The 13,068-nt window shown below is 33.6% G+C and carries 11 protein-coding genes; all 11 read left to right on the forward strand.

Going from position 1 to position 13,068, the window contains the following annotated elements:
- Positions 1–855 precede the first annotated feature (855 nt).
- The 11 genes from BU804_RS02740 (at position 856) to BU804_RS02790 (ending at position 12,764) form a co-directional block, all read left to right on the forward strand.
- On the forward strand, positions 856–1,458 hold the full coding sequence (locus tag BU804_RS02740; RefSeq protein ID WP_075882884.1) for a hypothetical protein: 603 nt from the start codon (positions 856–858) through the stop codon (positions 1,456–1,458).
- Positions 1,459–1,858: 400 nt separating this feature from the next.
- Positions 1,859–2,284 (forward strand): hypothetical protein, encoded by a 426-nt coding sequence (locus tag BU804_RS02745; RefSeq protein WP_075882885.1) that lies wholly within the window; start codon positions 1,859–1,861, stop codon positions 2,282–2,284.
- A 414-nt stretch (positions 2,285–2,698) separates the two neighbouring features.
- Positions 2,699–4,936, forward strand: a complete 2,238-nt coding sequence (locus BU804_RS02750; protein WP_075882886.1) for an NfeD family protein — start codon at positions 2,699–2,701, stop codon at positions 4,934–4,936.
- Positions 4,933–5,412 (forward strand): NfeD family protein, encoded by a 480-nt coding sequence (locus tag BU804_RS02755; protein WP_075882887.1) that lies wholly within the window; start codon positions 4,933–4,935, stop codon positions 5,410–5,412. The genes BU804_RS02750 and BU804_RS02755 overlap by 4 nt, the downstream gene beginning before the upstream one ends.
- A gap of 41 nt (positions 5,413–5,453) precedes the next feature.
- Positions 5,454–6,482 (forward strand): flotillin-like protein FloA, encoded by a 1,029-nt coding sequence (floA, locus tag BU804_RS02760; protein ID WP_011176282.1) that lies wholly within the window; start codon positions 5,454–5,456, stop codon positions 6,480–6,482.
- An 11-nt stretch (positions 6,483–6,493) separates the two neighbouring features.
- On the forward strand, positions 6,494–6,967 hold the full coding sequence (locus tag BU804_RS02765) for a hypothetical protein (protein ID WP_075882888.1): 474 nt from the start codon (positions 6,494–6,496) through the stop codon (positions 6,965–6,967).
- 4 nt (positions 6,968–6,971) lie between these two features.
- Positions 6,972–7,661: a YggS family pyridoxal phosphate-dependent enzyme gene (locus BU804_RS02770; RefSeq protein WP_075882889.1), complete on the forward strand. Its 690-nt coding sequence runs from the start codon at positions 6,972–6,974 to the stop codon at positions 7,659–7,661.
- Between the two features lie 178 nt (positions 7,662–7,839).
- Complete coding sequence (locus BU804_RS02775) at positions 7,840–9,066, forward strand: dicarboxylate/amino acid:cation symporter (protein WP_075882890.1); 1,227 nt, start codon at positions 7,840–7,842, stop codon at positions 9,064–9,066.
- A gap of 352 nt (positions 9,067–9,418) precedes the next feature.
- Complete coding sequence (gene pdhA, locus BU804_RS02780) at positions 9,419–10,468, forward strand: pyruvate dehydrogenase (acetyl-transferring) E1 component subunit alpha (RefSeq protein ID WP_075882893.1); 1,050 nt, start codon at positions 9,419–9,421, stop codon at positions 10,466–10,468.
- Positions 10,458–11,450 carry a pyruvate dehydrogenase complex E1 component subunit beta gene (locus BU804_RS02785; RefSeq protein WP_075882891.1) on the forward strand — a complete coding sequence of 331 codons (993 nt, stop codon included), beginning with the start codon at positions 10,458–10,460 and terminating at the stop codon, positions 11,448–11,450. Before pdhA ends, BU804_RS02785 begins: the two co-directional genes overlap by 11 nt.
- 12 nt (positions 11,451–11,462) lie before the next feature.
- A complete protein-coding gene (locus tag BU804_RS02790; protein ID WP_075882892.1) occupies positions 11,463–12,764 on the forward strand; it encodes a pyruvate dehydrogenase complex dihydrolipoamide acetyltransferase in 1,302 nt (433 codons plus the stop codon).
- The last annotated feature ends 304 nt before the right edge of the window (positions 12,765–13,068 follow it).

The following is a 13,068-nucleotide window of genomic DNA, read 5'->3' on the forward strand; positions in this document are numbered from 1 at the left end:
TATAAAAGTTAAAAAAAATTGCATGTATTGTAAATAAAGATATAAATAGTAATATTAAATATTTTTTTAAAAAATTTGCAAAAATAATTGTATGCAAGTTCCATACATCTTTTAATTCATGAAAAATAAAATAAGATTCGATTTAGCATTCTCGAATGCAAATTAAAATAATAAAGCGGCTTTTTTTAAACTTTTAGCAATTTTTCCCTCAACCATTCAGCACCTTTTCGCATTTGTTTCCTCATCGTGTATGGCTAAAACTTGCCTCGTAGCAGATTAAAAACCAAGTCACAACCATTGTTGACTATTCTTGTTTCTCCATAGCTCAATTGTTCATCTAATTTAATAACAGCGATTTAAAACTTGTTGGCACTAGTTACAGTTACATTCATCTTTCTGATAATTCCTCAACGTTTTCATGAACAAAATGCGGCTGATACCTTCTTTAGTAAAATTTAGTTGAGAAATGCTTGATCAATTCAGGATCACTTCTCTTCATTGATCATCGTATTTTGATGAGCTATGGCACATTAGCATCCGCAGTTAAGGCAGCGATGATTCTGCTTTCCGTGTAAATATGATCATTTTTTTTAATAGTTGTCGATTTGCAACCTAGTCATGATAATGTCATTTTCGTTCTCCCTATAATGAAAACCTTATAAGAAAGTCATTTACATTAGAAAAGTCAAATGAAAATTTTTAATTAGCATGATATGTTTAGGATCAACTTAAATTAATATTTCCTTAATAATTCCTTTCTTTAAAATAAATATTTTTTTCGTTTGATAATTAAACAAATTGCTATTAAAAAAATAAATAATTTACTGTTCCATTAATATTCAATAAGGTGATGATATGGTTAATCCTATGCTCAATTATGATATACAAGATTTTAATCTTCCGAACGTCGGTCAGAATATGAATATTTTAACTAACGATGGAGATGTTGAAAGTCTTATAGAAATTGTTAATACCGACCAACAGTTACCTATGACAGATAAAATTCGCTGTTACATGAATTACCTTTCTCAAACCCTTTCCTCACAAGGAAGATTGCAAGGAAAGTGTGAAAGCTTATTAAAAACCCGCCTTTATGATCTAGCGAAATTAGATCGATCTAATATGCAATTAGTTATTAAAGAAGAAAATTATAAAAATAATTCTAAATTAAAAGGAACAATCGAAAAATTAGATTATTTAGCATCCCGATATGTAACAAGGGTTGGCCATCAATTAAAAAATTCTTATGTGAATAATAGAAGTTATGGGGTTAGTTATTTTAGTTCTGGACTTGGTTTATTTTTAACCGGTCTACTGGCTTCTTATACAGATAATCCGTCAAATCCTGAAAATGATGAGAAAGATATAGTGGCTCGGACAAGTATGAGTACCGGTGTAATTTTGCTGGGTTATCCTTTCGTTTATTCATTTTATCTCGCTTATAAAAATGAACCCTAACCTTGAGTTAGATGCTGAATACAGTTAAAGATTTAGCGATAAGAAGGAGTACTTTTTCTTATCGCTTTGAAACAAAATAAATTTAAGTTTTTGGTGTTTAAGGGTTATTTTCATTATTACTTAATAAAAAATTTGCTGAAATATATATCCTAATGTTTTACAAAAATAGAATTGTTCGGAAAAAACCAATGCCTTTAGACGAATCCTATAAACGGTGTTTATTTGCAATGAATGTGATAGTATGATACTGTTAATTTACAGTATCTTTATTTTTAATAATCTGAGTCGTAAATAGAAAAATTAAAGTTTTGCTAGTATCTCTCATTTAGCAGAATAAACCTAAAAAATATTTTAATTTGATATTTTGTTAAGGATCTCATAATACAGAAGAGGAGCTAATATGAACACTTTTTATAATATATTTGGTTGTTTTCCTTCTAAAACAGAGATAGATTATGTGGCTTTATCTAAAAAGCATGAAGATTATGAAAGTGAAGAAGGTTATGGCAATGAAGCAATTAAAAGCTGGCAAAAAACTTACACCCCCATGTATGTACAAAGTTATATTAGAAATACTTCTTTAAAAAAAATAAAAGAATATGCCCGTGAAGTCATGAAAGCTCTTGGTCAAATACCTTTAACTCCTGCAAATTTAGATATCGCGCAAAAACATCTAATTGATTTGTCTAAAAGAAGTTGCCATTTGAAAGAGGCATTAGCTGATAGACTAAACTATCTTAGTATAAAAGATCAAAAAAGGCTTGTATCTCTCCGATTAGCGATTCTTTTAACCTCCGAACAATTATCTAGTGACGGGCATAGTTGAAAATTTACTCGCAATTTTTAATTATTTTAAATACGAGCTTTCGCATGTAAATATCTACATTTAGCTTTTTAATTCAACTGTAAAAAATTTATTTTTAGTAGAGCATCATTTTAGTATTGTTTGGGTTAAGAACACCGCACTTTTGTATCGTACAGTAGAGCTTAAGGTGAATTTTAGATCCAAATTATCTTGGCTAAAGGGTCCTATCGCTCTACTTAAATTTTTCTAATCCTATAAAAATCAACAATATTTACTTAAATGAAGATCAGTAAAAAAATGTAAAGGCTTTATATTTAATAGATGCAGAATAAATGCATTTTTTTTATTAGAAAAAAGAAAATCTTTGCTACAGTGACGAAATGTGAAAAATAAGTTCGCAAAAATAGCTTCAGACACCAACTTTGTCACTTCAATATGTTTAAATATTACCTTTATTCTCTTCTTCTATTTTTCGTTAGCTCGACTTGCTTGCTTTGTGGAATGGAAGAAAAACCTATTAAACTGTATTTAAAGGGATTTTTAGATAAGAGTAAATTAGAACCAGCACAAAAAATATTAACACAATTTTACGAGCAACCACACCCTCTTATCATTATTGAATTAAACTCTAATTCTGGCGATTTAGTTGATGTTTTAGATTTTGCCAAATCGCTCTATATTTTGAAACAAACACAGCAACAAAAAATTATTGTTTATCTAAATGATGTTGTGATCGGTCCAGCTGCTATCATTCCTTTTTTAGCGGATGAAATGTACGGCTCATTAGTTTTCTCGTGGGGAGATATTCCTGGGAGTGCTGAAAGAGATTTACCCACCAATATTCTCCGTAATCAAGTGCGGAGCTTAATTGATAGCAATAATCCGCACGCTTCTACCTTATTCTTATTGGCGGATGGAATGACTGATCCTTTTTTGCAAGTTGTTAATGATAAAATCGAAGCTTATAAAAAAAGTCCATACGCGCTGATTTCTTCGGAGGGACAAACGCTAGTTGTAAATCAAAATCAACTTAAATATTTAGGGATGATTGATGCTCTCTTACCTTTAAAAGATTTTGAAAAAAAGTATTTGTTCGAATCAATCGATCAAAATTCTAAAATTAATACGACGACGGATTTGTCAACTTTAAGTTTAGAGCAAAAATTGCAAAAAGAGATTTTATTTAAGAGTAAAAATAACAAGATTGGTTATTTGTATGTTGGCAATCGGGAAACCTCTATTAATGAGTCTACTTGGCTTTACATCAAGCAGGGACTTGAATATTATAAAAAAAATCCTCCTTTATTTATCATTCTTGAACTAGATACACCTGGTGGAGAAGTCTTTGCTGCACAAAAAATCTCTGACGCTCTGAAAGAGATGGATCTTCAATATAATATTCCTATTGTGACATTGATTAATAATTGGGCTATTTCTGCGGGAGCGATGCTCGCTTATTCTACCAGATTCATTTCTGCCGTTAAAGGCGCAAGCATGGGTGCTGCCGAACCTGTTTATACGAATGAGAATGGAAAAATGGAGTCAGCTTCAGAAAAAATTAACTCTGCTTTAAGGGCTGACTTTGCAAATCGCGCAAAACTTTTTGATCGAAATCCCTTTATTGCTGAAGCGATGGTTGATAAAGATATAATTTTAGTTTGGAGGCATGGAAAAATTCTCAAACTTGAGAATGAGAATCAAATTCGTCTGGGTGGTAAAGATCCTGATCAAGTGATTACAGGTAAAGGAAAACTTTTGACACTCGATGCGGAGCAAATGAAGCAATATGAAATCGCAGATTTGGTGTTAGCCCCTCAAAAATTGTCTTCTATCACTGAAGAAGAAAAGGCTAAGGGGAAATGGCCAGCAGAAAAAATGCTTCTCTTTCATGCTTCTTTTTTTTCTCAAATTCCTCATGCAGAAATTGACGCTTATCGAATGGATTGGAAGACTCGGTTTTTTGTCCTTTTAGCAACCCCCTTGGTTTCCTCCCTATTAATGATGGGATTGCTGATTGGAGGGTATATGGAAATCAATAATCCAGGGTTTGGGTTGCCAGGATCTATTGCGACAATTTGTTTATTTTTAATGGTTCTGTCTAGCTTTTCACTTCAAATAGCTAATTGGTTAGAAGTTATTTTGCTTTTGAGTGGTCTGGGTTTAATTTTAATAGAATTATTCATTTTGCCATCTTTTGGATTACTGGGAATAATGGGAGGACTACTATTTTTCTTTGGTTTATTTGGTTTGTTGATACCAGGTTTGAATTCCATTCATTTTGAATACGATACACAAACATTTAATGCAGCCGGGCAATATTTGATTAAGCGTTTGGGTTGGTTTTGTGGAACATTGATCTTAAGCAGTATTGTGATTGCTTTATTAGCACAGTACGTGTTACCTAAGTTTTCTGGCTTAAATAAATTTGTATTAAAAGGTTTTGAACAAGAGGGATATATTGCTGGGAATAATCCTTTAGATTTTCCTCAGCCATTGGCAACTGGGAAAGTACTAACACCTCTTAAACCAGCTGGTAAAATACTTGTTCAAGAAAAAATTTATGAAGCTATAAGCTCAGGTGGTTTTATTGAAGCAGAGACATCAATCGAAATAGTTCGCCTTGAGGGTAACCTGATTATTGTAAGACCTTTAATAAATAAAAATATATTATGATAGCTTTTCTTTTTCTGTTATGTGGACTTGCTCTTATTTTTATTGAGTTTTATATTCCTGGGGCAATCATGGGAGTGTTGGGATCAATTTTTTTGATTGCTAGTATAATCGTATTTACTTCGCAGACAAATTCAATTTGGGCAACGATTTTTTACATTTTTTTTACATTTAGCTGTGTGGTATTGCTAATCCGGTTTACTTTATGGCGTATTGTGCACACTAGGCAAGAATATAGCATCTATTTAAAAAAAGATCAAAAAGGGTTTCAGGCTTCCGAATACGATCAAAATGCGATTGGAAAATTAGGAATGGTACTTACCGATCTCAAGCCAGGAGGATATATCTTGATAGAGGGGAAACAGCACCAAGCAATTTCATTGACTGGCTATATTAGTAAAGGAGAAGAGGTTGTTGTCGTTTCCGGGCAAGAAGAAAGTTTAATTGTAAAAAACTTATTTCCCACTCAAACAATTTAAAAAAGATTAAGAAGAATAAAATTTCATCGAAGGAATTAACTATGTCGACATTATTGTTACAAAATTTGTTAGAAAATGGAACAGAATTTTATTTTTTTATCTTTGTACTTGCTATTGTCTTGCTGATTATTTTAAGTGTAATTGGTAAATTTATCAGTTTATGGTTTCAAGCCTTTGTATCTGGGACACCCATTCCTCTTTTTAATATCATTGGAATGAGTTTGCGTAAAATTCCTCCAAGAGAAATTGTCAATGCCAGAATCAACTTATACAAAGCTGGATTAAAAGATATTCATGTTGGAGATTTAGAAACGCATTATTTGGCTGGTGGACATGTTCCTAATGTAGTCGAAGCTTTAATCGCTGCTGATAAAGCTAATATTCCTCTCGATTGGAGACGTGCAACGGCAATTGATTTAGCGGGTCGCGATATTAAAGCTGCTGTCCAGACGTCAGTAAATCCACGCGTGATTGATTGTCCAAATCATGGAGGATATATTACAGGGGTTGCTAAAGACGGAATTCAATTAAATTGCCGTGCCAGAGTAACAGTGAGGACAAATATCGCTCAATTAGTTGGGGGAGCGACGGAAGAGACGATTATTGCACGTGTGGGAGAAGGAATTGTGAGTGCAATTGGAGGATCTGATACGCATAAACAAGTTTTAGAATCTCCTCAAAAAATTTCAAAACTTGTGCTTGAAAAAGGACTTGATTCCTCGACAGCATTTTTAATTCTCTCCATTGATATCGTAGAAATTAATTTAGGCGAAAATATTGGGGCAAAACTCAGAACGGATCAAGCTGAATCTGATATTCGAATTGCAAAAGCAGAAGCTGAAAAAAGACGGACGATGGCTGTTGCTCAGGAACAGGAAAATTTAGCGAAAGTCAGAGATATGGAAGCAAAACTTGTTGAAGCACAAGCAGCTGTTCCTTTAGCGATGGCAGAAGCATTTAGAAGTGGAAAATTAGGTATTATGGATTATCAACGTATTCAAAATATTCAGTCAGATACGGATATGCGTAATGCGTTAGCAAAACCAGATTCAGATAAAAAGCAAAATTAAGGTCTTTTTTTATGTCTATTGTGGAGTTTATTGGATTTGCGATTAGCTTTTTTTCTCTCATCTTCTTATTTTTTCGCAATCAAGCTTATTTTTTTCAAGGTAAAAACGAAGAACATGAAGAACAACAATGGGGGAATGAGCCTTTACAAGTTTTTCTTACAAAAAGAGAAAAAGAGAAAAAAAAAGAGGTAGTACCTTCTTTAAAACCCTCAATTTCTTCCTTGAATTTTAACAGAGAGAAAAAAAATTTTGAAAAACAAAAGGATGTTTTAAAAAAACCAGAAAAACACATGATTTCATCAGATCAGTTAAAAGATTCCTTAAAACAAAAATTTATTATTAATGATGTTGCTGATCTACGTGTTGAATTATTAGATAAGCAACCATTGGTGAAGATAATGATCGGGGATTTAAAAGACCTAAAAGATATTATCATTTATCGAGAAATTTTAGATAAACCAAAAAGCCTACGTTCTTGGGATTAAATTTATGCAAAATACTATTGTAGAAAGATACCAAAAAATTCAAGAAGAGGTGATTTCTAAAATGGTATCTTCTGGAAGGGATCCACAAGATGTTAATTTGATTGTTGTTTCAAAAAACCAACCGATTACTGCTATGCAAGATGTTTATCAAGCTGGTTGCAGACAGTTTGGTGAAAACCGAGTGATGGAGGCATTAGCGAAAATTCCCGAAATGCCTAGGGACATACAGTGGCATTTAATTGGGACGTTGCAGAGTAATAAGGTTGCAAAAATTTTAAATTCCTCAATTTCTCTCATTCATTCTGTTCATTCATTCTCTTTAGCTAAAAAGATTTCAGAAGGAAGCCTTCAAAAGCAAAAAATCACTTCTATTTTGCTTCAAGTGAATGTGTCCAAAGAAGAATCTAAACAAGGTTTAACACATGATGAATGGGAAAAATTATTAGCACCTTTACAAGAGCTTTCTAATCTGCGCATTGAAGGATTGATGACAATAGCTCCTCATACAGCAGATTTGGGATATGTGCGTTTCTGTTTCAGACAATTGTTTGAGTTAAGAGAAAAATGGGAAAAACAAATGAATAATCCCACTTATTTTAAACACCTTTCTATGGGAATGACAAACGATTATTTAATTGCCATTGAAGAAGGAGCAACGCTTCTTAGAATAGGATCAGGTATTTTTGGTCACTAAAAATTGCCTATGCGGAATTAAAAGTAGGTAAATTAAGTTTTTGTTGAACTTAATAAATTGGTACTTATAAGCTAATCCGTTGAATGCTTCTCTTGAACCTTTGTAATTTTTGTTAAAATTAGAATGTCTAAGAGACTTACATGCATAAATTTTTCAGCTCATTAACAAAAGGTTATCAATGTGCAAAGAAGTCAAACACAAAATAAATCCAAATGTATTTTTTGCTTTAGCAATCATACTTGGTATTTGTGCTGGCTATGTTCAAGAGCCTCTTATCTTTCAGACAGCAGAAACAATTTCTCAATTATTCATTAATTTGTTGAAATTAGTTAGTTTACCCATCATTTTTCTTTCCATTGTATCGACAGCTTCTGGAATGGAGAGTATGCATCAAATTAAAGTATTAGGCAAAAAAGTTGCAAAATATACGCTTTTAACAACTATCATTGCTGCGACAATTGCTCTAATCCTATTTGTGATTATTGATCCAGTTAGAGGGCAAGTCACTGTTAACACTCAAGAAACAATCACTCAATCTTCGCAACCAAGCTATCTAAAATTTTTTATCCAAATTATCCCCTCTAATGTCATTCAACCATTTAATGAAAACAATGTGATTGGGGTTTTATTTTTAGCAATGTTACTTAGCTTTGCCATTGTTTCTTTGCCCGCTCAATCGAGAGCTGTCCTCCATTCTTTTTTTTCTAGTATTTATGCAGCAATTATTGTTATTACTCGTTGGGTTGTGGTGCTTATGCCTATTGCAATTTGGGCATTTATTACTTTATTCATGTATGATTTAAAACAAGGATTAGACGTCAAAAGCCTTGCACTTTATTTAACCGTTGTGATTTCCGCCAATCTTATTCAAGCTGGGTGCGTTTTACCTTTATTACTGAAGTTAAAAAAAATTTCTCCTGTCTTTATGATAAAAGGGATGCTACCGGCTTTGTCAATTGCATTTTTTACTAAATCTTCTGCTGCTGCCTTACCAATGGCAATGCGTTGTGCGGAAGAAAATGTGGGAATTTCTCGCAAGGTTGCCAGTTTTACCCTTCCTCTTTGTATAACAATTAATATGAATGCTTGCGCTGCATTTATATTGACAACTGTCTTGTTTGTTTCGATGAGCCAGGGCATTACCTATAGTTTTGCTGAAATGGGGCTTTGGATTATCTTATCAACAATTGCAGCCATAGGCAATGCTGGAGTTCCTATGGGTTGTTACTTTTTGGCCAGTGCATTTTTAGCCGCTATGAATGTGCCTCTTCATATTTTAGGAATTATTTTACCTTTCTACTCGTTGATAGATATGCTTGAAAGTGCAATTAACGTATGGTCTGATTCTTGTGTAGCTGCAGTTGTTAATCAAGAGGTGAAGCAAGAACAAATTTCTTTTGATTAACACCCATAGATTTGAATTCTGTCATTATTTAATTGTTAAAAATTTAAGTTAACCAACTTTTTAACACAGCAGTTGGTTGTTATTATCAATTGTCAATGAATTGGTTGTATTCTTATACCATTTCTTTTTAAAAAGAAAATTTTATCGTTTTAGCATAAGCAAATAAGTTCATTGTTTAGGCGGTAAAATTAAGGCAGCTTTAACTTTGAGTTTTTCTAATTCACCCGTTTTGGTATAATTAATTACTTTTAAAAGAATTCAAAAAAAAATTTATAAACTATTTATTTTTTGTTTGCTATTTTTAATAATGGCGATAAAAGAAGATCCCCAAAAAATGAAATGTAAGGCAGAAATGAAAACAGACGTTTTACCCCAGTTTTTTTCTGTAGACCAAGATGCTGTCATAAAAAAATTGGGACCGCAAGCCCTCATTGTATGCTTTCAGCAAATGTTAAAAATTCGAAATTTTGAACTTCGAGCAGAATCGGCCTATCAACAAGGTAAAATAGGGGGATTCTTTCATGCTTATGTCGGCCAGGAAGCTATTCAGACAGCTGCTGTGCAAGCCATCGGGCAAAGCAATTGGTATGCAACTTCTTATCGTTGTCATGCTTTAGCTTTATTGCTCGGAGCTACTCCTAATGAATTAATGGCAGAACTTTATGGTCGAGCAACAGGAAATGCAAAGGGTCGGGGAGGTTCCATGCATTTTTTCACTGATCGTTTGCTAGGAGGGTTTGGAATTGTAACAGGTCAAGTTCCTATTGCTACTGGAGCTGCTTTTGCTTTAAAATATAAAGGAAACAAAAACGAAGTTGCTGTTTGTTTTATGGGTGATGGGGCGGTTCCTCAAGGATCTTTTCATGAGTCATTAAATTTGGCTTCATTATGGAACTTACCTTGCATCTACGTTATTGAAAATAATCAATGGGGAATGGGAACTGCCATTCAAAAAGCTGTAAGCGTTAAACGTTTGGCGGAAGATAAAGCAAGTGGCTATAACATGAAAGCCTATACTCTTGATGGGATGGATTTTTTTAATTGTTATGGTGGTTTTGCTCAGATTCATCAAGAAGTTTTAGAAAGGCAAAGACCTGTGCTAGTAGAAGTTGTTACTGAAAGATTTAAAGGGCATTCTATTTCTGATCCGGGTCTTTATCGTGCAAAAGATACCCTCAAGCAAATTATGGCAAAAGATCCGATTCTTGCTCTTCAAACAGTTTTGATTAAAAAAGGAATTTTAACAGAAGATATGGTCAAGCAAATGAACAAAGAAAACCGAGAGAAAATTATTGAGGCAATGTCTTTTGCAGAAAATAGCCCATGGCCTGATCCGCAAACATTGGAAGAAGACGTATTCGCCCCCAATTCATTGTATAGGAGTATACTCAATGAGCACTGAAAAGCAAACTATCGACATTAGAGAAGCGTTACGTCAAGCAATTAATGAGGAAATGGCAAGGGATTCTAGCGTTTTCGTCATGGGGGAAGAAGTTGGCGAATATAATGGAGCGTATAAAATTACTAAAGGAATGTTGGATAAATGGGGAGCAAATCGTATTATAGATACCCCTATTTCCGAATTAGGTTTTGCTGGTTTGTGTATAGGCGCTGCTATGACTGGACTTCGACCAATTGTTGAATTTATGAGTTTTAATTTTTCATTTGTTGCAGCCGATCAATTGATTTCTAACGCAATTAAAATGTACTATATGTCAGGTAATCGTTTTTCTGTTCCCATTGTTTTTAGAGGGCCTAATGGAGCGGCAGCACAAGTTTCCAGTCAACATTCTCATTGTGTAGAAGCTATTTATGGAAATTTACCAGGATGGACTATTATAGCTCCAAGCAATGCTTATGATGCGAAAGGATTGTTAAAGTCTGCTATTCGAGATAATAACCCTGTTTTATTTTTAGAATCAGAGCTTTCTTATGGAGATAAGATGGAAATTCCGATCGATGAATATCTAATTCCGATTGGGAAAGCACAGATTGTTGTGTCTGGGGCAGATGTGACTTTAATTGCTCATAGCCGCATGGTTACAATTTGTAAAGAAGTTGTGAATGAATTAACAAAAATGGGAATTTATGCTGAACTTATTGATCTTCGGACAGTCAAACCTCTAGATATTGCTACTATTGCAAATTCAGTAAAAAAGACTAATCGCTGTGTCATTGTTGAAGAAGGACATTTATTTGCAGGCATTGCGGCGGAAGTTGGCTTTCAAATTATGGAACATTGCTTTGATTATTTAGATGCTCCTTTGGAAAGAGTTTGCCAACGCGAAACGCCCATGCCTTATTCGAAGGTATTAGAAAAAGAAACAATGCCAAATAAACAAAGAATTCTTTCTGCAATTTATAAAACACTTCAAAAAAATTAGGAGTTAAGTGGTATGCCTTTTACACTGACAATGCCCAAACTCTCTCCCACAATGGAAGAAGGAACACTCATCAAGTGGCATAAAAGAATTGGGGATTCGATACAAGCTGGCGACTTGTTAATTGAAGTAGCTACTGATAAAGCAACTGTAGAATATAATGCTATTGATGACGGATGGCTTAGGCAGATTTTAATTCAGGAAGGAAAAGATGCTGCTGTTAATCAAGCTATAGCGATTTTAACCGTCGATCAAAATGAAACTTTAGAAGGTTATCAAGCAGACGGGGTAAAAGAAAAGACTGTGCAACTTTCATCTGACAGCATTGAGATACCAGAGTTAAATTACAAAGAAAAGAAAGAACCTAAAAGTAAAACTACGGCTTTTCAACAGCCTGTCTTTGTTCCAGAAGCTCCTTTGGAAAATTACATGTTTGAATTCCCGATAGAAAAAGGGGATAAAAAATTATTAGCTTCCCCCTTAGCCAAAAAACTCGCTAAAGAAAAAGGATTAGATCTTTCAACTGTAAAAGGAACAGGTCCTCAACAACGAATTATGAGTCGAGATCTTCACAAAGCTCAAGCTGTTGGAGTTGTCAATTTTGGACATCGTGAGACTCCTCAATTACCTCCAGGTAGTTATGAAGAATTATCTTTGACTCCTATGCGTAAAGTTATCGGACAAAGGTTACAAGAATCTAAATCCTTTATTCCTCATTTTTATGTCACTTTAACAATCGATGCTAATCCATTGACCCAAATCAGAGAGCAACTTAAAAATAATCAAGTTAAAGTATCTATCAATGATTTCATTGTTCGAGCCTGTGCATTAGCTTTACGCCTGAATCCCGGTTTAAATTGTGGTTTCCATTCTGCGAATCAATCGATTATTCAATTTAAAACAATTGATATTGCAGTTGCTGTTAGCCTGGAAGAAGGGCTAATCACTCCTATTATTCGTCACGCAGACTTTAAAAATTTAGGAGAATTGTCGGTAGAAATGCGTGTGTTAGCCCAGAAAGCACGTGAAGGAAAGCTTGAACCTCAAGAATATAAAGGAGGATCATTTACGATTTCAAATTTAGGAATGTTTGGTATTTCCGAGTTTCAAGCGATATTAAATCCTCCACAAGCGGCTATTCTCGCTGTGGGTGGAATTTTAGATGTTCCTGTTATTCAAAATGACATGGTGATACCTGGTAAAACAATGAATTTAACTTTATCAGTTGATCACCGTGTAATAGATGGGGTGGCGGCAGCCAAATTTCTTCAAAGTTTAAAGCAATTGTTAGAAAATCCCGCTGGATTATTGCTTTAATAAACAAGTAAAATGAGGTTTAAAAATTGATCACGTTAAACCTACGTAAAAAATGCTCTATAGGAAAAAATAGAAACTTTGTAATATGATTTAAAAAAATTATTTGATTATGTAAGTCAAATCTAGCAGAAATCCAGGAAATTTTAGTATGAACGGTTTTTTAGGAAATGTATAAAATCTAGCATTAAGCATATGGGGTTTAAGAAATTGTGTAATTTACTTCATTATTAAAAAATCTGTTTATTAAAAAGTTTATTTAAATTTAGCTGTTTTGGTGGATAGCATATAATACGAAACCCCAGAA

Source organism: Candidatus Protochlamydia sp. W-9, from assembly GCF_001950615.1.
Taxonomy (GTDB): Bacteria; Chlamydiota; Chlamydiia; order Chlamydiales; family Parachlamydiaceae; genus Protochlamydia; species Protochlamydia amoebophila.